This is a genomic window from Brevibacillus sp. IT-7CA2, assembly GCF_949767855.1.
Lineage (GTDB): Bacteria > Bacillota > Bacilli > Brevibacillales > Brevibacillaceae > Brevibacillus.
In genome coordinates, this window is the sequence record NZ_CATKQT010000011.1 from 659,591 (window position 1) to 681,926 (window position 22,336).

Consider the following 22,336-nt stretch of genomic DNA (forward strand, 5'->3'; position numbering starts at 1 on the left):
ATCTCATAAAGCAACCTTGTCTATCATATCATACGCCAGTTCAACCATCATCAGTTTTTCCAATTACTTTCCTGTTATCGGCAGTTGACACTTTGCGGTTTCTACCGTAAGCAGCTCCAAAAAGCGTAACAAAGCCTGTGGCATCCATTTCTTTTTATGGTAGACCAACTGTCGGAAAACACGGATATCCGGATGGGAAAACGGGAGTATCACAAGTGTACCATTTTTCACTTCTTCTTGTACGACAATTTTCGGAAGCAACGCAATTCCTAAATCATATGTAACACATTGTTTTATCGCTTCCAGACTGCCAAATTCAAAAGAAGATTCCACGGAGGCCCCTGCTTCACGCAACACCGATTCCATCATTCCTCGGTAACTGCATCCCTTTTCTGTAAAAATCCAGGTTTCCCCGGTAAAATCGTAAGTTTCTACCTTCTCTTTTTTCACCAGCGGATGAGTAGGGGCAGCAACAACAACGAGTTTTTCTTCACCTAAAACGACATTGGTCAGCTCAGATTGATCTTGGAGCCAATCGAGCACAAAGGCGAAATCGAACTTCCCTTCCTTTACCCCCTGTCTCAAGTCTTGGCAGATGCCCGGCGCAAGCATGATCCGCATACGTGGCTGCTCCATGCGAAATTTTTGCAAATAAGGTGGTAAATAAAAGGCTGCCAGTGACTCCACTGTTCCGATACTCAATGTTCCCGCCAGATGTGCCTGCTCCGACAGATTCGCTTTTGCCTCATCTAATACAGCTTGCAGCTGCTCGCTGTAGCCGAGAAGCACTTCGCCTGCGTGGGTAAGCCTGATTTTTTTGCCCCAACGCTCGAATAGGCTGACACCGAACTCCGATTCCAGATTTTGAATTTGGGCCGTCACACTAGACTGTGCGTAGCCTAAAATTTCTGCTGCACGTGTAAAGCTCTGGCATTTTGCTACTTCACGGAATGTTTGCAAATAACGAGTATCCAGATTTCCCCCTCTTTTCATCGAAAAAATCGATTCGAATTATCTAATATTATAGATAACTCCGATGATTAAGTCTATGCTACACTTCCGTTACCAACGACAAGGTAAGTAAAAAAAGTGAGGGATCTACCTATGGGGAAATTATCCAAGCAAGCCCCCGGACTAGCCAAAACACTGCGACTTCCGCAGATCGTCGCCTTATACATCGGGGCGGTGATCGGTTCCGGCGTACTGCTCATCCCCGGACTCGCAGCTGAGAAGGCTGGCCCTGCTTCCATTTTAGCTTGGCTCGTCATGTCTATTCTCGTCCTGCCCATGGCCATTACGATGGGGCTGTTATCTGCTCGTTATCCGAGCTCAGGTGGAGTCTCTACATTTGTACGGACAGCGTACGGAGACCGATTCGGAAACACGGTTGGCTGGTTCTTTCTCTTGTCTGTCCCAATTGGCGCACCGATTCTGAGTGTTACAGGGGCTAACTACATTGCGATCCTGCTGAGCTGGAGTGAGTCGCAAGTATATGCGGCTGCGGCTCTGCTTCTTCTCGCTGTCCTTATGATGAATGTTGTAGGCTTGCATGTAGCTGCACGTGTCCAAACGATTGTTGTTTCGCTGATTATCACGATTTTGATTTTGGCCGTTGTCGCAAGCATTCCGCATGCATCTGTCACTCACTTTACCCCTTTTATGCCAAACGGATGGTTGAGTGTCGTGCAAGCAGCAGGTCTGATGTTCTGGTGCTTCATTGGGTGGGAAGCAGTAACGCATCTCTCAGAGGAATTCGTCGATCCTGCGAATAACGCGATTCGCGGTGTTTTCTGGAGTGCGGGAATCGTTGCTCTCTTGTATTTTGCCGTAGCCTTTATGACTGTAGCTACGCATAGCTACGGGGTCGGCATCTCCGCTGCATCGCTCAGTGTCATGGTTCAACTCTCCCTGGGTCCGATCGGCGGATGGATTGTAGCCGTAACCGCCTTGTTCATTTGTATTGCAACAGCCAACGCTTACATTGGTGCGGCTTCGCGCATCGCCTATTCGTTGGCACAAGAAAAGATCGCTCCTCGCTGGTTTGGCACCCTCCACGTCAAGTACCGGACACCAACCGGCGGGCTTCTGTTTCTCTCTCTTTGTTTTGTCGTCGTTCTCGGCGTACTCTATTTCGACGTGATCGACTTGTCCAGACTCATCGAGCTACCCAATGCAACCTTTTTTGCGACTTACATCGGCGGGTGTCTAGCTGGGGTCCGACTCTTGCGCAATAGTCGCGTAGGACGAATCGCTTCCTGGACTTCTCTCGTCTGTACAGTAGGACTCTATCCTTTTTTGGGATGGTCCGCTCTCTATCCCCTCGTGATCGCACTCGTCCTTTTTATCTGGCAAAAACGTCATGCCTGACACGAAAAAAAGGCTGGGGGTCATGTCCCAACCTTTTTTCTTTATTCATCTTTTCCAATCAGTCGAAACGTTTTGCCATCGCTTGAGTAAAGGTAAAACGTGCGATCGACGCTTCCCCCCAAATCTCCTGCGTAATATTGAACCGTCATTCTATATTTATTCATTCCGATTTTTGCAAAGTACATCAGCTCATTAAACTGCGGAAACCGGACGTAATCATACACTTCATACTGCATAAACGAAAAATGCTCGCGTAAAAACGATTCACTCACAGGCAGATTGTTTTTCTTTACATACGCGACCAAGTCATCAAAGCGACGAATCTTTTCCTTATCCATCACGTCACCTACAAATGACGAGACAGCTTGTGTCATTGCCTTTTTCTCGCTCTCTGTTACATTGCCAGGGTACAGCTCGCCGATTTTTGTTTCCAAACGATTTAACAGGACGACTGCCTGTGCTCTGTTAATTTTGTCATCAGGACGAAAGCTTCCATCTGGAAAGCCAGCCAAAATCCCCATTTTGTAGGCAGGGTAGACCGTCATCACCTGTGTTTCATTTTCGACCGAAAGATCCGTGAAAAATTTCGCTGTCGTTCCCCGATATTTTTCCCCTTCTGATTGATGCCCGATGGCTGCCAGCAAGGTTCTTGCCGCTTCCAACCGCGTCATGCTATCCGTCGGTTTCCCGGATGGCATGATACCCGCTGAAACCAAATGGTGATAGGTTTTTTCCGACCAACGTCCCGCCGCAGCTTGCAAGTAGGTCTCTTTGATAAAGCTCTCAGGCTCATGACCTGTAAAGGAAGGAATGACGCGTTCAATCAGGGATAAAAACTGTTCTTGCGTCACCGTTTGCTCTGGCTTAAAGGTTCCGTCGGGAAAGCCTTTAATCAATCCTTTTTTGGTAGCAATCCCTATTTCTTTTGCTGCCCAATGTCCATTTGTGTCGATAAATGCAGGTGAATTGGCCACGTATTCTTCCCGTGCGTCGGCCTTTTTCAATCCTATGGTTGCGATGCCTGTCAATAAAACTGACAAGCTTACAACTAGTAGAGTGGCTTTTTTCCCGATTTGTTGTAATGTAATCTGCATCCCGAGTACCACCTTTCCCCAAAAACAATCGATTACTACTAATACGCAGAATTTGTCGGAAAAGTTTCGGCATAATTTGAAGAAAAGTTTTCCATGTGCGTAAACAACAAAAAATAGCCGGGTCCACTTCTAGGACGATCCGACTATTTTGCGTTGTATTTTACAGGTAATAAAGTTGATGAGTACCATCATGCGCGAATGGCGCGTCTACTAAACGGTCAACCAAGCCAAGACCATACTTATTTGCATACGGGAAAAACGAATGCTTTCTTTCTTGCAGGCCACCGTCAGGTAACAATGCGGTCTCAATTCGTTGGACGCGCACATGCTCCACGTCATCTTTTTGCTGTAGCGAGCGAATCAGACGCTCTTCCAAAAAGGATACTTGCTCTAACAGCAGCTTACTATTTTTCTCAGCCAGACCACGCAATCCGCCATCCAGAGTAACGACCTCCTCTACCAGCGGACGATAGATCGACAAGATCGACTCCCGTGCCGATGCGAATTGCTGCTCCAACGGATGTGGCGCCTGGTTTTTGGACCACTCGGTTTTCCAAGCGGTGAAATCAGTCAAGACTTGTTCAATAGAAAGCCCCAAGCTATCCAGCAGTCTCAGTTGAGCACCTTCCACAAGGGTAATGGACATACGAGGCAATACGATCGGCATCTGCATCCCGAATAGCTCGAATACCTCCCGATAATATGCCCAATAAGCAATCTCGCCCGGACCTCCAATGAAGCCAAGCGTAGGAAACAGATGCTCCTGCATCAACCCACGGGTAACAACATTTGTGCTAAAACGCTCCGGAGAATCTGCAACCTGCTTGAGCAATTCATCGCGACTGTAAGAACGTCTCCGATTGATAAAGCGCTCCCCGTGACGTTCTAGCAACAATCGATCATCGCCCTCATAGACGAATAGATTAGCTTGATGCTCTTCCACTTGCAATTGAAGCGGATAGCCAGCCGTTAAAATCCGATCCGCTGCCCGTAGCAACACCTTCGTCAATTGCTCATTGTTCTCAATGATCTGTGAAAAGATGGGTTGTTGCAGTTCACGAACAATCGGCAACGAGGATTCAACCAGAACCAGACCGTGCTTGCCAAACAGTTTTGCCATCAAGCGGGCAAACCACTCTGCGACTGTACGCGAATCTGCTGCAGTCTGCGTCAGCAACTCACGAATCTGTTTGGTTTCGGCAGTCTCTGTCTGTCCCTGGAAAAACTTTTCCAGGAACTGCGTACACAGTTCAGGGTCCAAGGGTAGCGTACTTGCCGATTGGCGGCCCTTTTTGTTCAGAGCCAGTCGCTCTTTGTGTAGGCGCTTCCCATCGTCCGCTCCCCAGTACACATGATCGATCTCATCGATATCATGGTCTTCGCCAGCAATCCAGAACACCGGAATGACGTTCGCCTGAAGCTCGGCAGACAGCCTCTTCGCTGCCTGGATCAGATGAACAGCTTTGTTGACCGTATAGAGTGGTCCACCCAGAACTCCTGCTTGCTGACCGCCAATGACCACATAGGTGTCTGGCTGTTTGAGCAACTCGATATTTTTCAGTGCTTCAGGGTGAGTACCCATCTCTTTATTAAAATGATATAAGCCTTCCACGAGCTGGTTCCGGTGAGGATAGGATTGACTTTGAAGCCATTCCACGCGTTCTCGGTAGGACTGTTCACGGTAGGGATTATGCGCAAAAAACTGTAATGCAGAGGCATTTTGCTGCTGGTACTCCTGTGCCAGCGGATTCGCCAATGGAAGCGCGAGACATTCAACATTCATGCTAGCTCACCTTTCTTACGGGCCATGGTCAACCAAAATTATAACATGCTCCACGGCCACAAAAAACAAGACAACCCACTTTAATGGGTTGTCAAAGTGTAATACAGGCTCGTTTGCGCTTGTATTAAAATTGCGGAGGGGTGACGGACCAGATTAACAACGCTTCCGTTTCTCCTGTATTTTCGATTGAGTGTGTTTTGCTGCTGTCAAATGAAATACTGTCTCCTGCTTCCAATACATGCTCTTCATCGTTGAAGCGCGCTGTCACACTACCGGTAATGACAGTGAAGCACTCTTCTCCCTCCGACTGCACGAACTTGTCGACAGCCATTTCTCCAGGCATCAGTCGCACTTCCAGCATCCCCAGCTTGGCGCTACCTCCCATCGAGAGCAGCGAATAAGTGCCCGTCGATTCAGGAAAGACCAGTTGTCTACGTTTTTGCAAGCGAGTCACATGCACCTGCTTTTGATCAATATCTTCGAAAAAATGAATGATGGGTGACTCCAGAGCTTTGGTGATTTTCCACAGCGAATCAAGCGACGGCTGCGAAATTCCACGCTCTACTTGGCTCAGCAAACCTTTGCTTAACCCCGTCTTGCCTGCCATAATTTCCAAGGTAAAGCCGCGTTCTTTCCGAATCATTCGAATCTTGTGACCGATGGTCTCGATGGGAAGTCGCATATTTCCAACCTTCTTTCTTATCGGAATAAATACGATATGTATCAACAGTGCTTTACACGACACCCATCGTTTTGATAATTCCGGTCGTAAACAGCACTATGTAGACGATTCCAAACCAGAGAAACGACAAACGCCAAGCCGAAAATCCTACCTTTTTGAGGGAGAGCCGTCCCTTCCACTTCATCTGTACCCACCCAAGGAGCACGGTTACCACCAGGTAAAAGCAGAATACCCACCACCAAGCGGAAAAAGCCTCGGGCCAGATCAGTTCGTATGTGGAAACGGCAGAACGAATCACCAAAAGATTCGTGATATTTATCGCGAAGCGGCCTGCCAATTTCTTGTTCCGCGTCGTCACGTACAAGATGAAATAAACGAGCGGAAACCCGAGAAACGGCACAACCGTCAGCGTACCCCACAAATAGGCCCAGACATTCGCCAAAAAGGTCATCTACTGTCGCCTCCCTCCTTCCGTATTCCCATGTCTGACTTCAGAAGGATAACGCGAAGCAAGGTTTCGTGCAGCGGAGTCGGAATCCCAGCCTTTTGTCCTACTTGGACGAGATAGCCGTTGATAGACTGCACTTCCGTCGGTCTGCGCTTCTTTATATCCTGCAGCATGGAGGAAAGATTACGGGAAGTATTTCGGCAAATGGAGACAATTTCCTGCAAGTCTGCATCCTCGATTTTTTGTCCGGCATACGCAGCCACTGCAGCCGCTTCCACAAATAAAGCACGCATGAGCTGTTGTGTATGTGAACTTTCGAGGAGAGCACCATTTGGGATTTCAAAAAGCGCGGTTAACGGATTGATCAGCGCATTTGCGATGAGCTTGCGCCAAGCGAAGGGCTGTATTGCCTTTTCATAGACAGCCTCCATGCCTGTTGATAACGCCCACTCAACAAATGTGCGAATCAGTGGATCATTGCAATCGGATGTCTCCCAAGAACCTACGCGCAAAGTACCTGTACCGGTATGCACGACTTCTGTAGGCGACAATCTCCTTGCTCCTTCCGTATTAATCGCAAAGAAGCACTGTGTCTCCGTTAAAACGGTTCGAAGCAATTCGTAATGACCCATGCCATTTTGCAAAGCGATCACTCTTGCCTCAAGGTCTACCCCTTGTAAGACTGGAAGCACGCTGTGCAAATCTGGTTGCTTTACAGTTAACAGATACAGATTCCCTTCAGGCAATCCTTCTTCAATGGGGCTGGCGGCAACGGGAACAGTGACTGTTTCGCCATTAAGCTTTTGAAAGCTGAGCCCGCGTTCATTTAGCTGATTCGCCTGGAGTGAACTGCGTGTAACAATCGTAACAGGTTGTCCAGCGAGTGCGAGCCTTGCTGCATACAGCAGCCCGACAGACCCTCCACCTATGACTACCACCTGATACTTCCTTGGTTCTAGCAGCATTTGTTCACCCACATTAATCAATGCTTATTTTTCAAGAATAACAGAGTTTTCGGGATTGTTCAATTGATTGCCACAAAAAAAGATCGAAATTATCGAAATATTCCTAGGTTATTACACATTTTCTGTAAAAAAAATCAGGCTATCGCCTTTTGACGACAGCCTGAACCCTGATTTATACGGGATAAACCGCATGCTTTCTGTCCGAAAAAACGTGGCGCTTTTCCTTGTATACCTCGTAGCGCTGGATTAATTCTCGTCTCAGTTCGCTTGGAGGCACAACAGCATCAACAATCAAGTTGGATGCCAGTAAGTACAGATCGATATCTTCTTGATACTCTCTGCGTTTTTCCTGAATAAACGCTTGACGCTCTGCCGGGTCCTCAATCGCCTGAATTTTGTTACTGTACACGGCATTGACCGCTGCTTCTGGTCCCATCACGGCGATTTGGGCACCAGGCAGTGCGAGGCAAGCATCTGGTTCAAACGCAGCGCTGGCCATTGCATACAAGCCGGCACCATACGCTTTGCGTACAATGACGGATATTTTCGGTACCGTGGCTTCCGCCATGGCGGAGATCATTTTGGCCCCGTGTCTGATAATGCCTGCCCGCTCTACTGCTGTCCCGATCATAAAGCCAGGAACATCCGCCAAGAACAGGAGTGGGATCGAAAACGCATCGCACAACGTGATGAATCGAGCCGCCTTGTCAGCCGAGTCGACAAACAAGACTCCTCCCTTCACACGCGGTTGGTTGGCAATGATTCCAACAGGCTTGCCATCTAGTCTCGCCAATCCGGTAATCAGCTCTTGGGCAAATAATTTTTTGATTTCAAAGAACGAATCCTCGTCGACCAATGCTGTAATGACTTCATGCATATTGAAAGCTGCATTTTGGTTCTCCGGCACGATACTCGTGATTTCCTTCGCTGTAGGCACAGGGGCTTTCGCCAGTGTAGTCGGCGGCGTCAACGTATAGTTCGCCGGGAAGAAACGCAGATAGCTGCGCGCTGCTTGAATCGCTTCTTCTTCATTGGCAGCCAGTACGTCGCCGCATCCGCTGACGGAGCAATGCATGCGTGCGCCGCCCAACTCTTCCAAGCTCACTTTTTCTCCAATCACCATTTCCGCCATACGCGGAGAGCCCAAGTACATGCTCGCGTTTTTGTCGACCATGATGACAATGTCACAAAAAGCTGGGATATAAGCGCCACCAGCAGCAGAAGGTCCAAACAAAATGCACACTTGTGGAATTTTGCCGGAAAGCTTCACTTGGTTGTAAAAGATTCGCCCTGCACCCCGTCGGCCCGGGAACATCTCCAATTGGTCAGTGATACGTGCTCCTGCTGAATCGACGAGATACAGAAGAGGAACACGCATTTTTTCTGCTGTCTCTTGAATGCGAATAATTTTTTCGACGGTCCGCGATCCCCACGACCCTGCTTTCACTGTCGAATCATTGGCCATCACGCAGACAGTTTGACCATTTACCTTGCCGATTGCAGTTACAACTCCATCCGCTGGCAGATCACCTGCCATGACATTCGCGAACAGCCCATCCTCGACCATGAACTCGTCATCGAACAATAGCTTGAGGCGATCGCGGACGAACAGCTTGTTTTGCTCCTTGAGCTTGTCATGATACTTGGCATCGCCCCCTTGCACTACTTGGGCGATTTTTCCGTGCAATGTGTCTTCCAAATGTTTGGTCATCAGCGTAATCCCCCTCGTCACTCACCGCGGTATATCGGTTTTCGTTTTTCTTGAAAGGCTGCGAGTCCTTCTAGGCGGTCTTTCGTCGGGACGAGCAGCTTGTACGCATTGCTCTCAATCTGAAGTCCGCTAGCTAGCTCGACCTCTACTCCACAATCGATGGCAAACTTGGCTTGGGCTAAGGCTAGTGGAGCATTCTCTGAAATTTGCTCGGCCAAAGAAATCGCTGTCGCCATGAGTTGATCAGCGGGAACAATCCGATTGATCAACCCAATGGACAGTGCCTCCTCTGGAAATACACGCCTTGCCGTAAAGATCAGTTCCTTGGCGACGCCTTTTCCAACCAGCCGAGGTAAACGCTGTGTTCCGCCAGCACCCGGGATGATCCCGAGCGATGTCTCCGTTAATCCCATCTGCGCATGTTCACTCATGATCCGCAGATCGCACGCCAACGCCAATTCTGTACCGCCCCCCAGTGCCAGCCCGTTAATCGCCGCGATGACTGGTTTCGGTAGCTTTTCCAGCTCTGTGAACGTATCTCGAATCGTTTGGATATATACATCAACCTGTTGTGGTGACATTGAGCGTCGCTCTCTTAAATCAGCGCCAGAGCAAAACGCCTTGTCACCAGCACCTGTCATAATGACTGTCCGGATGTCACGATCATGGCTGATTTCACTGATCAAGCCGCGCAGTGTCACGAGCGTTTCAAGATTGAGGCAATTAAAAACTTCTGGCCGTTGCAGCGTTAGTACGCCGATTGCGCCCTCTCTTTGCAGGGAAACCGTCATATTCTATCCCCTCTTTGCGAATGTGTGGAAAATACAGATCATCCAGCTGATTTACTTGCGAGCGATGCCCGCAGCACTTTTGAGGGGAGCTCTTTGTCCAACTGCTGCCCAATATACGCACCTGCCTCAATCAACTTCTCGAGATCGACACCCGTTTCATAGTCCATTCCATGCAACATGTAGACCAAATCTTCAGTCGAAATGTTGCCGGCAGCTCCTGGGGCATACGGGCATCCACCCAGGCCGCCGATCGAGCTGTCAAAGATCCGGATTCCTTCATCCAGCGCTGCTGCTACGTTCGCCAATCCAGTTCCTCTCGTATCGTGGAAATGGGCGGCTAAGCGCTCGTTCGTAACCTCTTTCACAAGTTCGCCAAAAACCTCGTGAACCTGCTTCGGTGTTGCAACCCCTATCGTATCCCCGAGAGAAATCTCATACACTCCCATTTCCAAAAGCGCCTCTGTCACCCTGCGGCTATTGTCCAGCGGAACGCTTCCCTCGTACGGACAACCGAACACCGTTGAGATATATCCGCGAACTTTCATCCCGAGAGCCAGTGCTTCCTGGGCAGCCTCCCGCAGGATCGGAAACGTGTCTTCTATCCGTTTATTGATGTTTTTTTGATTATGCGTTTCAGAGGCAGACATGAACAAGGCAATCTCTGTCAGTCCGCATTGGCGCGCCCGCTCCAGACCGCGAATATTTGGAACCAATGCGCTAAGCATTACTTCTTGGCTGCGTTTGATTCCCTGCAAGACCTCATCTGCATCCGCCAATTGCGGTATCCATTTCGGATTCACAAACGAACTTGCTTCTATTCGCTTCAAGCCTGCTGCCATCAGCTTATGAATCAGCGCGATTTTTGCTGCTGCCGGAACGATCGCACTCTCATTTTGTAGTCCGTCACGAGGCCCGACCTCCACGATTTGCACACGCACAACAAGTCACCTCCTCGCCTAGCGGTCGCTCAGTTTAGAAGTATTCTAATCCTATTCCAAAACGACAATGATATCGCCATCGTTGACAAAATCACCAATATTCGCTTTTACTTCCACAACCTTGCCTGAGGCTTGAGCCTGTACAGGAACTTCCATTTTCATCGATTCCAGTACAAGAACGTCTTGTCCTTCATTGATCTCGTCACCTGGCTGCACCAGTACATTAATAACGGTTCCTGCCATATTGGCTGCTACTTGTTTCATGGATGGTCCTCTCCCTTGCATATCATTTTTATTCGCTTAGCGTTTTTCCGTGCTTGACGCTGCTCCACGCTCAGTAACGAACCATGTCGTATAGTTACCTGCTCGGAATTGTTCGTCCAGTAATACTCCTTGCAAAAATGGAATGTTCGTTTTAATGCCAGTAATCAGAAAATGATTCATAGCTTTCTGCGCTTGTTGCACAGCCTCTTCTCTTGTGGCCCCAGATACAATGACCTTTGCAATCATCGGGTCGTAAAAAGGAGTCACCTGTGTACCTGTCTCTACCCCATCATCGATTCGTACATGTTCGAATGCAGGTGGTTGGTACAACGTAATCGTCCCTGGTGATGGCAGGAAGGTGACAGGGTCTTCCGCATAGACACGCAGCTCAATCGCGTGGCGCAGAGCCTTGACGTCCTCTTGCTTGATAGACAGCGGGTGACCATCGGCAATATCCAGTTGGAGCGATACGAGGTCAATGCCCGTCATTTCTTCCGTCACGGGATGCTCCACTTGCAAGCGTGTATTCATTTCCAAGAAGTAAAAGTTCTTCTGCTCATCTACGATAAACTCGACCGTTCCTACACCCGAGTAGCCCACTGCTTTTGCTGCTGTAACCGCTGCATCGCACAGAAGCTCTCTCGTTGCTGTGTCCAAAAAGGGCGAAGGGCTTTCTTCGAGCACCTTTTGATGTCTGCGCTGTATGGAGCATTCCCGTTCTAATAAGTGGATGACATTTCCATGCTGATCGGCAACGACCTGCACTTCGATGTGGCGCGGACGTTCCACGTACTTCTCCATGTACATCGCATCGTTACCAAAATACGCTTTTGCGCGACCTTTCGCCGATTGGTAGGCTTGACGCAGCTCGGCCTCGTCTCGACAAATGTGCATCCCGATTCCTCCGCCGCCAGCACTGGCCTTTAGCATTACAGGATATCCGATGGTCATCGCGATGACAGCTGCTTCATCTGGTGAATCGATAGCCTGTTCGCACCCTGGAACGACTGGTACTCCCGCGGTCTCCATAATATGGCGGGCAGTCAGCTTGTCACCCATTTGACCGATGACCTCCGGGGTTGGACCAATGAAAAGAAGACCTTCCTCCAGAACGCGGCGGGCAAAAGATTCGTTTTCTGACAAAAGACCGTAGCCTGGATGAATAGCATCGGCACCGGTGCTTTTCGCTGCTGCAAGAATGGCCTCTACGTTCAGGTAGCTGTGTGGCACAGGCGGTGGACCAATATGGACTGACTCATCTGCTTCACGAACAAACGGCAGATCCTTGTCTGCATCCGAATAGACAGCAACCGTAGCCACTCCTCTTGCCCTGCATGTACGAATAATTCGTCTGGCAATCTCACCACGGTTTGCGATTAATACCTTGTTCATGGCAACGCTCCCCTCTTTGACAAACCGACTACAACCGTAAGCGCTTCCAAATTGTTTGCCTGGTTTGTATCATGTGATGCTACTTTCTATTTTGCCACGAGAATGATCATAGTTCTAGGATGAAATTTTAAATTTTTCCAAGGAAGCGAAATCATTTCCTGACAATCCCTCCAATTAAAAAAGAAAAACACTTCGGAAAAGCCAATCATCGTGTATAATAAAGGGGCGGGGCCAAAAGGTGGCCAAGGCAAAGAGCTGTGAGAGGAGTGGCTAACCATGTTTGAAGTAAGACGTTTGCAAATCAACTATAAGACACTGGAGGAATTCCAGAAGTTTCGCGAATTTGGCCTGGAGGAGCTTTCTATGAAGGAAGACCTGGAGGCGAACATCGTGGAAAACGATTCGGAATCTCCATTTTACGGTATTTATGACAACGATCTTATGGTAGCACGTATGAGCCTCTACAAAATTGACGGGAAATACGATCGTTACTTCCAACCTGCGCAAGACTATTATGAGCTGTGGAAGCTCGAAGTCCTGCCCGACTACCGTCACAAAGATTACGGAACTGCTTTGGTCAACCACGCGAAGAGCTTTGGGGCTCCTATTAAAACCAACTCCCGCTGTCGCGCAGACGATTTTTGGTTGAAAATGGGCTTCACACCTGTGAAATACAACCTCATGCGTGACCGTGGTGAAAACCCGTACGTATGGTTGCCAGAGAGCGTAGAGCTGCAAGACTAGCTCTCTCTTGCCCAACATGAATGACAAATGAATGCGTAAACAAAAAGAAGCGGATCAATGACCGCTTCTTTTTTCATGCCTTGCGCTTATTTTTCCACGCGCTCTAAATTTCCGTTTTCATCCATTTTGAAGATCGCTTTATTGGAATCCTCTTCCTGTAAAAAAGCAAGCTTGCGTGCACGTTCCATGATCTGCACCAAGGCACGGTAGTCATCATTGACCCCCTGAACCTGATCCAGCTCTTTTCTAGCGCGTTCGTGGGCTTCTTTCAATTCTTTTAACTCCGACTCTTTTCCTTCCAACTCTTGTTCCAATTGTCGCAAACGACGAGTCATTTCTTTTTGATTGACGAGCATGCGAATGACTGCCTCAATCTGCTGCTCCTCTACATCCGCGTACTTTTGTACCTCTGCTACTGGTGTTTCAGATCGTTTTGTGTGCAACGCGACGACCTCGACCTCTGCCACAACAGGAGGTGGTGCTTGAAGCCTCCCGAGCTTTTTCAGCTGCTGCCTTTGGCTTTTCGCAATCGAAATAGCCGCATCGTACCGTTTGCGTACGCAACTGTTCCAGCGGAAGCCGCACGCAGCTGCTGTCCTTCCTAACCTTTGACCCACTTCTTCAAATGCAGCAAGCTGTGTGCCGCCTTCGCGTATGTGGCGCAAGGTGACTTCCGCCAACACTAGATCGTCATCTTCGGTCCATGCGTCTTGTCTGGAAGCTACCATATGAGTCCCTCCCGTTACCTTTAAAAAGGATGATGTAATTCATCCTATGCTTTTCCCTACTCTTGTAGAATCGCTTTCTACTAGAAAAAGTATGTCCAAGCAAATAAATGTTTAAACGAAAAGGACTACATCGATCAGGACGTTGGGCGCTTAGTTAGGAAGCTTTCCACTACGGCAACGTGTTCAGGGCTACCCCATAGATGCGCACATTGACTCACTTCACGCCGGATTCGTTCTTCTTGCGGAAGGCCCATACGCTTCCACTGCAAGACCTTCATGTACGCCTCAATGCCAGCAAGCGGCTGGGCAGCGATTTTTCGAGCGAATCGATATACTTCCTCATGCAGCTTCTCTTCTATGTATACCTCGTCAACAAAGCCGTAGGACTTGGCTTCCTCTGCACGCAATCTGTCACCAGTCAACAGGAGAGCGAGTGCTTTTGACTCTGGCAGCAAGTCCAACAGTCGACTTCCTCCACCCCAGCCTGTTGTAATATGCATGCTGATTTGTACAAACCCGAAGGTCGCCCGGTCACTGGCAAAGCGAAAATGACATGCGCCCGCAAACTCACAGCCACCTCCGACCGCTGCACCGTTAATCATGGCAATCACCGGTTTCGAATACTGATCAATGGCGGACAAAAGCCCTGTTACTTTACTGAGCAAAGGATGCGCCTGTTCAAAGCCGCGCGCTGCAATAAACTGATTCAGATCGCCTCCGGAAACAAAGCTTCTGCCTGTCCCCGTCACAATCAGAACCTTTACCTCAGGATCGGCTTGGCAGTCTCGTAAGACCTGATGCAGTTCGTCAACCAGCTCCACGCTGATCGCATTATGTACATGCGGTCGATTTAATGTGATCGTGGCGATACCGTCCTGTTTTTGCAAAAGCAAAGTCTCCATAAGAACTCCCACCTTTTATCAGCTTGTGGCTTTATTTTACCTTTCGATGGACAAACAAAAAAGAGGAGGTCTTTCCCCCCTCTTCATTAGGACAGCAGATTTTTCATGGCGGAAGAATTGAATCCGACGATCAGGTTTTCACCATCAGTCAGGATCGGACGCTTCAAAAGCTGCGGTTCTTCACTAAGCATTTCGAGCAGTTCCTTCACCGACATATCATTAACATCGACATCCAGGTTTTTAAAACGCTGACTTCTCGTCGACAGGATCTCATCCAAGCCATTTGATGTCATTTTGATAATATCCAGCAGTTCTTCCGCTGTCGGTGGATTTTTGAACAAGTGACGCTCTTCGTAATTCACTCCGTTTTCTGCCAGCCATGCCTTCGCTTTGCGACAGGATGTGCAGCTAGGATAAGTGAAAAACGTTAATTTTTGTGTTTGTGTACGTTCAGCAACGGCCATTGGTTACCCCTCCATCTCATCTATCACGAGTGATTTCATCTATAAAAGTCTTACCATTTGCAGTTCTTGATGTTACGTTCAAGCTCTTACAAAAAGTTAGTCAATAAATTTTCTTTCCTTACTTTGGATTTTAATGCTTGATTAACACTATGTCAATAGTAGTTAATCTAAAAACTAGACGAAAATTTATACGATATGCTGTTGTAGCACACTGCTACCTTAACAAGTAACACAAAATGGGATACACTTATGAAGATTGTTCAAAAAGTCGTCTTTTGATCACGATGGAGTCCTGAAAGCTTGGGCAACATCGAAAGAGGCGTTCACCTTCAAAGTCCGGTGCTCATGTAGGTCCCCTACACTCCGCTCCTCCTTTTTCAGGTTCTCACCACTTTCTCGGTGCTGAAAAGACAACTTTTTGAATTTGATCTTATGGAGATTGTTTTGAGAAAGGGGTATCGGCATGGACCACGATGCGCAAAAGTTAACCAGTGCTTTAGCTGACCCCACCCGTTTTTCCATTTACCAATTTGTCGCCTACAGTAAAGATCCCATCACGGTTCAGGATATAGCTGATCACTTCTCTATCCACCCTAATGTGGCACGCTTGCATTTGACGAAGTTAGAGGACGTGAATTTACTCACTGCTGTTACAGACAAAAGTGGTAAGGGAGGACGTCCCAGTCGGTTGTACTCACTGTCTGAACAGGTTGTGAGTCTGCAATTCCCTCCTCGTGATTATCAGCTGTTGGCCGATATCGCGATTGAAAGTCTGCTCTCGCTCGGCGAGGCTGGCGAAGCCGCTCTAATTAAAATGGGACATCGCATTGGCACAGAGATGGCAAAACGGGCGGTTGTCCAAAGCGGAATCAATCTAGAAATAGCCTCTATGGAAGAAAAATTGGACCTGGTCCATCGGATTGTCGTGGCTCAGGGATTGAAACCAGACATCGAAGCAATGGCCGAAGGAAAGCTGCGTTTTCGCGTAAATAATTGCACCTTCTCCGACAGCGCAAAAAAATATCCGAATGCCGTATGCCAGATGCACAACGCTCTGTTGATGGGAATATTCGAAACGTACTTGGGGAACATTGAATTACGTGAGGATGATTCCAAAATTCGCGGATGCCAATCCTGCAACTATACGGTGATTCAGTATTAGCATCGCAAGTCCAGTCTCTCCTCCCCGGGTGACAACAATCCGTCATACCTTTATCGTTTACACGTGTTCACCTGTCCTATATAATGGGGGAGGAATCTTGTAAATCTTACCGTTGGAGGCAAAAAGGGGGGACAAAAATGGATCGTATGTATCGCGTTCTTGGTTTCTGGACCATCGTGATCGCGTTGATGGCGTTTTGGGCAGAATTGTATCCGATGGCGCTCATCTTCTTCAGTTTGACTGCTTTCTTCGTAGCGCTGAGCTACATGAACCTGACTGAACGAGTATACCTAAACATTTTCTTCGGCTTCATGTTCCTGTCTTTTGTTGGATTCACGTATTACACATTCTTCGTGATGCCTGTTGGCCCACAAGAACACGCTTTGCTACAATTGATCATGTAAGAAAAAAGATGCTCGCCATGAGCATCTTTTTTTGTGTTCTCCTCATCTTTTACTCCCGGGTGTTTTTTTCTTGGACCATGACCCAAAAACGCCCACCCAAGCCAGCGGGATCAATCAACTGCTGGATCGCCCGATTCCGTTTCATCGCAACGCTCGTAAAAGGGTCTGTATCCATATGCGCGACCGCTTTATGAAGCAAGCCATTCCGCATCAAAAAACGATCTTGTCTCATATAGTCTATTTCCCGTAAACCCGCCTTTTCTCCATGATGCTTCCACGCAGAAAAATTCACATGTGTCGTCAAATCTTGTTCACCTATGTTGATATACGGATTCGTATGCGCCTGATGACGATGGTAGCACATCAGTGTTCCGTTTTTTCGACTGGGATGGTAAAGCTCTTCTTGCAGATCACCGTAATCAATCGTGATGACGAACCCTTTTTTCAATAGGCTGGAAACTTCTTGTGCAGCTTGCTCCATCCCCATATTTATCTCAATCCGCATTCCGATCGGCAGCTTCAAGTTCAGCCCGCGCAAATATTCTTCTAGCGCTGGTGTCATCTCTCCCAAAAACTCTTCCAACCCGTCCTCACCAACACGCACCCATATTTCCTGCCAGCCGGATCTGGTTTTCTCCACAATATGTACCGGAAATGCGTCCAGCCACTCATTCGAGAAAATAACCCCTTCTATTTTTTCATGCTTGGCAGCTTCATTCACGGAAGAATACCAACGCTTCGGACCCTCGTGCCACTGGAGCGCCTCCTGCTGCATTTTCCGGTGATACGGACTCGCCTCTATCAAAATGACTGTCAGTTCTTTGTATACCTCTGGCTTGCTCTCACGGATGCGCTCCAGCATGTGACGGCAAACAGCTCCGGTTCCACCACCGATCTCAACGAGCACAGGCGAAGTGATATCCGCCTTCTCCCATAATGCCAAGACTGCATCTGCGACTGTTTCCGCAAAGACAGGATGTACCGATGCACTCGTATAAAAATCTCCCGCTTTGCCAACTTTGGGTTGTTCAACCATATAATATCCATAAGTGTCATGATAGAGGGCCAACTCCATAAAGTGCGCGAACGTAATCGCTTTCCCTGGTTGGCTTGTTATTTCCTCGTGAATCAGTTCGATCATCGTCATAAGCTCTTCTCCTGCTATCCAAATTCAACTAGATAAGGCTATAATACGAAAAGAAGCATACAATATGGAAAGGCAAAAGCAAAAGGTGAAATCATGCGCAAACTTCTTCTCGTCTTGTTCCTACTTGTATGTCCACTGACGGTGTTCGCCCAGGAAGATCCCTCTACTCCTTTGGAGCAGCTCATCCTGCAGCAGCATTTTACACAAAAAGAGCTGGAGCGAACCCTCACCTTACTCAAGGAAGAAGAGACGCGGACATACGGGGAAATCGCTCAAATGGATCTCGATTTGCAACGGCAAAAGCTGGTGATGGAAGCGACACAACGCCGAGCCGGTGAAGTAGCGCGGGCCTATTACATGGGCGAGCGTACTAATCTTCTGACGTTACTATTAAATGCGGAAAATTTCAATCAGTTCTTATTGATGTACGACTTCTACGAGATCTTGTACGAGCGTGACATGTCTCGACTAGAGTCCTATCATACTGAGCGCACCAAGCTCACCGCTATGCAAACCGACAAAAAGAATCGATTGGACCAACTTCAAGCGCTGCGAAAAAAATACGAGCTTCAATTAGCAGAGATGCTCGCCGTCACCGCTGAAAAAGAAAAAAACGTACAAAAACTGGATGACCCGACAGTTGTGGAATCCATGATGAATCACTTGATTTTAGACTGGGAAAAACGTGGTTTGCCCGCTTTCCAGACCTTCTTCGGAATGCTCGCGCAGGTCATGGTTCAAGTTCCCGAGTTGGCGACGCCCGATCGAATTCAGTCGGAAGGTCTCCTCAAGCATACGTTAACCATCAACCAGACTGACTTCAACAATTTTTTGATAGAGAAAGACGCCTTGTTCAAACAATCCCATTTCTCCTTTGAGGATAACAAGCTGACCGTGGAAGGCACGTATGATCAGATGGAGCTAAAGCTCGTTGGTAACTATGAGCTCGTCTCTCCTACCCAACTCAAATTCCACATTACCGAGCTGTACTTTGACGGCTTTGCCTTGCCTCAATCGACCGTGGAGGAAATGGAGGAAGCGTACGATCTCGGATTTTATCCGGAACTGATCTCCCCCAATATCCAAGTGCAAGGCATCACGCTGATGGACGAGGAATTAAAACTCCAACTGCAATTCAATCTTCCATTTGGATTCGGAAAGAAGTAAAGCCAGCTATTCATTAGCTGGCTTTTTTCTTGGAGACAACCTTATTGACATGAGCCGGCATTTCCTTCTGCATTTGTGTCATGTACTGGATCGCTTCTTTCGTCAGCGTAGGGTATTTCTGTCCCTGCTTCAGCTTTTCCAATGTTTCTGACACCGGGTAAATGACATAGTTGCGCTTGTTATTCTTCCGATAAAAATGAACGTAAGTCGGAATCATTTCAGCACTTTCGATGCTGGCCTCTCCTGACTCATTCTTGTACAGCACAAGCTTCAGGATTGCGCCAACATCCTTGTAGTCCCAACGCTGCGCAGAGATGAAATTACCCAAAGAGTAGGTGATCAGTCCTTGGTGTTGACGTCCATCCTCTAGGGTAACCGTCTTCCATTCATAAGGTTGTACCACATGTGGATGCGCCCCCAAAATCAAATCCGCTCCAAACGTTAGAGCTTGCTCGGCGGTCTTGATTTGTTCAGGACTGGGCATGCGTTGATACTCATTTCCGAAATGAAGCGCTACTGCAACCAGATCGGCTCCTTTTTCTCTTGCCCGTGCAATGTCTTTTTTCATCAGCGCTGGCGAAATCAGATTGACCAGATACGGCTTGCCTTCTGGAATCGCGATTCCATTCGTTCCGTACGTATACGATAGCAAGGCTAGTGTGAATCCGTCCTTGGTCAACAACAAGGGCTCGTCTCGATCCTCGGGACTTGCAAACGTTCCCGTGTGCGGAAGACCGGCTTCATCGAGATATTTGATGGTTTGCAGAACCCCTTGTTCTTTGCGGTCCATCGAATGGTTATTCGCTGTCGATACCGCAGTAAATCCAATTTCCTTCAACGTCTGTGCAAGCGACTCAGGAGAATTAAACATCGGATAGCCTGAGTATTTTGCCTGGCTACCGCTCATCGTTGTCTCAAGATTGCCGATGACCCAGTCTGCCTCGCGGAACATCGGGATGACATTCGGGAAGAATCGTTTAAAATCATAGCTTTTCGTCGCCGGGTCCCAAACGGCATCCAACTGCTCCTGATGCATCATGATATCCCCAACGGCAAGAAGGGAGATACGCTGTTCCGGAAATCTTGATGGCAAAGTCGGAGGTTGTTTCTCCTGATGATTGGGCGCTGTCTGCGGTGGTGTTTCGGGATCAGGCGCTTTCACGTTGGGAGCTTGGTTCGTCTTATCTGCTTGGGCGATGGGTGCCGCACACCCAACCAGACTCGTGCAGGCGATAACGAGAATGAGTGCCCATTTCCATGTTCGCTTCATAATGAATAGCTCCTTTAGTAAATGGTGACCCCCTTCCTTTTCTCCACCACCTGACAAAATCCTCTCCCAACCTTTATAAAGAATGATGAAATGACTTAGCGAAGCATGCCTGTGACAAACGGATTGTACGTTTTCTCGTAATCGATCGTCGTCTTCGGTCCATGTCCTGGATAAACGATGGTTTCATCATCAAGCTCAAACAGTTTGTCCTGGATGCTGATCATCAGTGTCTCATAATCTCCTCCGAAGAGATCCGTACGCCCGATGCTCTGGTTAAACAGAACGTCGCCACCGAAGCAATGCTGGCCAATGACAAAGGAACAGCTGCCTGGTGAATGACCTGGCGTATGCAGCACCTGAATGTGAAAACCTGCCAGTTCCAGAGTCTGACCATCCTCCAGTTCGTGCTCGGCCCGCTCACATACGATGAGTTCAGGCAGATTCCAACGTCGAGAGCCGTTGAGATCAGGGTTTGTGAGCCATTCCTGCTCCAGTGGATGAATGTAAACCGGTGCTTTTGTCAATTCTCTTACTTGGTTGAGACCACCAATATGATCCAAGTGGGCATGCGTCAAAAGAATGGCAACGACGTTTTTATTTGCGAGGGCGCGGAGCAACTGATCTGGCTCCATACCCGGGTCAATCACAATGGTTTGGTTGGTAGCGGTGTTTGTCACCACATACGCATTGGTTTGAAATGCTCCCAACGCATAAGATTCAATGGCAAGATTTTGATTCGTCATAGGAAACCTCCTTGATTTTTTGATACGATAGAAAAAACACGCTTGCAAACATGGGGGTATGACATGCGCCATATGTACGGAATTGAACTGAATATACCAGCCGGGAAGCTCCCTGGCTTCTATGCTCAAGTCATACATAAAATCGGAGATCATGTCAATGTCTTTGATCGGGACAAACTGCTTTTTATTGTAGAGAATCAAGCCGAACAGGAGAAGCTGGAAACCATTTTGGAGAAGTCCAACATGTTAGGCGATGCCTTTTCCCTATTGCTGCTCCCGTCTGCAACCACAATTGATCAACTCGATGATATCGGTTTTGTCTCCCAAAATGAACATTTGTATGTATATGCAGATCAAGTTGCCATCGTAACGCTCGGGGCTCCATCCCAATCAGAAGATCAGTGGGCTGCTATGGAGCAACTCCACGAGCATGTTCTAGGCGTGATACCCGAAAATACACAGCAACCCGAAGCCTACCTGATCGATCAAAGCTTGATTCCACTGGCGGAGGGAATCGCGAATGCTTATCAAGTGAAGCTCGTTTGGCTCCATCCGACTAAATGAATCCTTTCCATGCAAAAAAGGGAGTTCCTGATAAGAGAACTCCCTTCTCCTTTTTACGATGATTTACGATTAAATCGAAACCACGCCACTTGATTGTCTATAAGACCAAAATTAGCGGTGTATTTGCTGCCTTCATATACCACTTCTTGTTCGCCTGCTCCTTTGCCGTACAGCTTCTCTAGCTGCTCAGCACTATCAAACATGGCGAGACCTCGGTATGTTTTGAATTTTTGCGCGTCCCCACGGGGAACTCCTCCTAGCATGATCGATGTCAATTCACCTTTGTGGACTTTGATCATCAACTGGGTCTGATCAACCAGCAGCATCCCCATCACTGCATCTCCCGCACCCTGCGCCATCTGTTCTACCGTGTAGCTTTGCCTTGTCACCATATCCATAAAATCAGCTTTTGTCGGCTTCAAAATGTCCATCGCTTCTTTTATGTTCTGCCCGAGATAAATGCCGTTCACTCCGTATTCCTTTTGATTTTCGGGGTCAAATGTAGCAGTTGGTTCCGACTGGGCCGAACACGCCACCAAGACAACTACTGTCAACACCCAAAACGCAGTCATTCGCAAGCATTTCCACATCATTTTGCTGTGCCCA

24 protein-coding genes are annotated in these 22,336 nt (G+C 48.1%); 6 read left to right on the forward strand and 18 right to left on the reverse strand.

The window, feature by feature from the left end; genetic code table 11:
• Window positions 1-63: 63 nt before the first annotated feature.
• The gene (locus ACM6JA_RS09685) at window positions 64-993 is read right to left on the reverse strand and encodes a LysR family transcriptional regulator (RefSeq protein ID WP_414852107.1); all 930 of its coding nucleotides are present in this window, start codon (window positions 991-993) and stop codon (window positions 64-66) included.
• A gap of 111 nt (window positions 994-1,104) precedes the next feature.
• Here ACM6JA_RS09685 and ACM6JA_RS09690 point away from each other — a divergent pair, with 111 nt between their 5' ends.
• On the forward strand, window positions 1,105-2,367 hold the full coding sequence (locus ACM6JA_RS09690; protein ID WP_414852108.1) for an APC family permease: 1,263 nt from the start codon (window positions 1,105-1,107) through the stop codon (window positions 2,365-2,367).
• A gap of 41 nt (window positions 2,368-2,408) precedes the next feature.
• On the opposite strand, the gene ACM6JA_RS09695 is transcribed toward ACM6JA_RS09690, so the two are convergent.
• The 10 genes from ACM6JA_RS09695 to ACM6JA_RS09740 form a co-directional block, all read right to left on the reverse strand.
• Window positions 2,409-3,461 carry an S-layer homology domain-containing protein gene (locus ACM6JA_RS09695; RefSeq protein WP_414852109.1) on the reverse strand — a complete coding sequence of 351 codons (1,053 nt, stop codon included), beginning with the start codon at window positions 3,459-3,461 and terminating at the stop codon, window positions 2,409-2,411.
• Between the two features lie 160 nt (window positions 3,462-3,621).
• Window positions 3,622-5,244, reverse strand: coding sequence for a bacillithiol biosynthesis cysteine-adding enzyme BshC (gene bshC / locus ACM6JA_RS09700; RefSeq protein WP_414852110.1), 1,623 nt, complete (start codon window positions 5,242-5,244; stop codon window positions 3,622-3,624).
• Between the two features lie 124 nt (window positions 5,245-5,368).
• A complete protein-coding gene (locus ACM6JA_RS09705) occupies window positions 5,369-5,926 on the reverse strand; it encodes a helix-turn-helix domain-containing protein (protein WP_007717657.1) in 558 nt (185 codons plus the stop codon).
• Between the two features lie 52 nt (window positions 5,927-5,978).
• Window positions 5,979-6,377: a DUF3397 domain-containing protein gene (locus ACM6JA_RS09710; protein WP_392427850.1), complete on the reverse strand. Its 399-nt coding sequence runs from the start codon at window positions 6,375-6,377 to the stop codon at window positions 5,979-5,981.
• A complete protein-coding gene (locus ACM6JA_RS09715) occupies window positions 6,374-7,339 on the reverse strand; it encodes a ketopantoate reductase family protein (protein ID WP_414852111.1) in 966 nt (321 codons plus the stop codon). The genes ACM6JA_RS09710 and ACM6JA_RS09715 overlap by 4 nt, the downstream gene beginning before the upstream one ends.
• Window positions 7,340-7,511: 172 nt before the next feature.
• Entirely contained in the window at window positions 7,512-9,050 is a 1,539-nt protein-coding gene (locus ACM6JA_RS09720) for an acyl-CoA carboxylase subunit beta (protein WP_414852112.1), read from the reverse strand.
• Between the two features lie 17 nt (window positions 9,051-9,067).
• The gene (locus tag ACM6JA_RS09725; protein ID WP_414852113.1) at window positions 9,068-9,841 is read right to left on the reverse strand and encodes an enoyl-CoA hydratase-related protein; all 774 of its coding nucleotides are present in this window, start codon (window positions 9,839-9,841) and stop codon (window positions 9,068-9,070) included.
• A gap of 38 nt (window positions 9,842-9,879) precedes the next feature.
• Entirely contained in the window at window positions 9,880-10,779 is a 900-nt protein-coding gene (locus ACM6JA_RS09730; protein WP_414852114.1) for a hydroxymethylglutaryl-CoA lyase, read from the reverse strand.
• A 51-nt stretch (window positions 10,780-10,830) separates the two neighbouring features.
• The gene (locus tag ACM6JA_RS09735) at window positions 10,831-11,043 is read right to left on the reverse strand and encodes a biotin/lipoyl-containing protein (RefSeq protein WP_015892116.1); all 213 of its coding nucleotides are present in this window, start codon (window positions 11,041-11,043) and stop codon (window positions 10,831-10,833) included.
• A 36-nt stretch (window positions 11,044-11,079) separates the two neighbouring features.
• Window positions 11,080-12,435 carry an acetyl/propionyl/methylcrotonyl-CoA carboxylase subunit alpha gene (locus tag ACM6JA_RS09740; protein WP_414852115.1) on the reverse strand — a complete coding sequence of 452 codons (1,356 nt, stop codon included), beginning with the start codon at window positions 12,433-12,435 and terminating at the stop codon, window positions 11,080-11,082.
• Between the two features lie 276 nt (window positions 12,436-12,711).
• Here ACM6JA_RS09740 and ACM6JA_RS09745 point away from each other — a divergent pair, with 276 nt between their 5' ends.
• Window positions 12,712-13,179 (forward strand): N-acetyltransferase, encoded by a 468-nt coding sequence (locus tag ACM6JA_RS09745; RefSeq protein WP_007723302.1) that lies wholly within the window; start codon window positions 12,712-12,714, stop codon window positions 13,177-13,179.
• Window positions 13,180-13,265: 86 nt separating this feature from the next.
• Here ACM6JA_RS09745 and ACM6JA_RS09750 read toward each other — a convergent pair whose 3' ends face one another.
• From ACM6JA_RS09750 to ACM6JA_RS09760, 3 genes are all read right to left on the reverse strand, one after another.
• Window positions 13,266-13,907 carry an RsfA family transcriptional regulator gene (locus ACM6JA_RS09750; RefSeq protein ID WP_414852116.1) on the reverse strand — a complete coding sequence of 214 codons (642 nt, stop codon included), beginning with the start codon at window positions 13,905-13,907 and terminating at the stop codon, window positions 13,266-13,268.
• Between the two features lie 134 nt (window positions 13,908-14,041).
• On the reverse strand, window positions 14,042-14,809 hold the full coding sequence (locus tag ACM6JA_RS09755) for an enoyl-CoA hydratase/isomerase family protein (protein WP_414852117.1): 768 nt from the start codon (window positions 14,807-14,809) through the stop codon (window positions 14,042-14,044).
• An 86-nt stretch (window positions 14,810-14,895) separates the two neighbouring features.
• Window positions 14,896-15,273: a Spx/MgsR family RNA polymerase-binding regulatory protein gene (locus tag ACM6JA_RS09760; protein WP_007723299.1), complete on the reverse strand. Its 378-nt coding sequence runs from the start codon at window positions 15,271-15,273 to the stop codon at window positions 14,896-14,898.
• A 463-nt stretch (window positions 15,274-15,736) separates the two neighbouring features.
• Here ACM6JA_RS09760 and ACM6JA_RS09765 point away from each other — a divergent pair, with 463 nt between their 5' ends.
• Both ACM6JA_RS09765 and ACM6JA_RS09770 read left to right on the forward strand, forming a co-directional pair.
• A complete protein-coding gene (locus ACM6JA_RS09765; RefSeq protein WP_007723297.1) occupies window positions 15,737-16,435 on the forward strand; it encodes a helix-turn-helix transcriptional regulator in 699 nt (232 codons plus the stop codon).
• Window positions 16,436-16,572: 137 nt separating this feature from the next.
• Complete coding sequence (locus ACM6JA_RS09770; RefSeq protein WP_007723294.1) at window positions 16,573-16,839, forward strand: DUF2626 domain-containing protein; 267 nt, start codon at window positions 16,573-16,575, stop codon at window positions 16,837-16,839.
• A gap of 49 nt (window positions 16,840-16,888) precedes the next feature.
• Here the strand turns inward: ACM6JA_RS09770 and ACM6JA_RS09775 are convergent, their stop codons facing one another.
• On the reverse strand, window positions 16,889-17,986 hold the full coding sequence (locus tag ACM6JA_RS09775) for a class I SAM-dependent methyltransferase (protein WP_414852118.1): 1,098 nt from the start codon (window positions 17,984-17,986) through the stop codon (window positions 16,889-16,891).
• Window positions 17,987-18,079: 93 nt separating this feature from the next.
• Here ACM6JA_RS09775 and ACM6JA_RS09780 point away from each other — a divergent pair, with 93 nt between their 5' ends.
• On the forward strand, window positions 18,080-19,153 hold the full coding sequence (locus ACM6JA_RS09780) for a hypothetical protein (protein WP_414852119.1): 1,074 nt from the start codon (window positions 18,080-18,082) through the stop codon (window positions 19,151-19,153).
• Window positions 19,154-19,166: 13 nt separating this feature from the next.
• Here ACM6JA_RS09780 and ACM6JA_RS09785 read toward each other — a convergent pair whose 3' ends face one another.
• Both ACM6JA_RS09785 and ACM6JA_RS09790 read right to left on the reverse strand, forming a co-directional pair.
• Entirely contained in the window at window positions 19,167-20,423 is a 1,257-nt protein-coding gene (locus tag ACM6JA_RS09785; RefSeq protein ID WP_414852120.1) for a CapA family protein, read from the reverse strand.
• 95 nt (window positions 20,424-20,518) lie between these two features.
• Window positions 20,519-21,166 carry an MBL fold metallo-hydrolase gene (locus ACM6JA_RS09790; protein WP_047068392.1) on the reverse strand — a complete coding sequence of 216 codons (648 nt, stop codon included), beginning with the start codon at window positions 21,164-21,166 and terminating at the stop codon, window positions 20,519-20,521.
• A 63-nt stretch (window positions 21,167-21,229) separates the two neighbouring features.
• On the opposite strand from ACM6JA_RS09790, the gene ACM6JA_RS09795 reads away from it, so the two are divergent.
• A complete protein-coding gene (locus tag ACM6JA_RS09795) occupies window positions 21,230-21,730 on the forward strand; it encodes a hypothetical protein (protein ID WP_414852121.1) in 501 nt (166 codons plus the stop codon).
• A gap of 53 nt (window positions 21,731-21,783) precedes the next feature.
• Here ACM6JA_RS09795 and ACM6JA_RS09800 read toward each other — a convergent pair whose 3' ends face one another.
• Complete coding sequence (locus ACM6JA_RS09800; RefSeq protein WP_414852122.1) at window positions 21,784-22,323, reverse strand: hypothetical protein; 540 nt, start codon at window positions 22,321-22,323, stop codon at window positions 21,784-21,786.
• Window positions 22,324-22,336 lie beyond the last annotated feature (13 nt).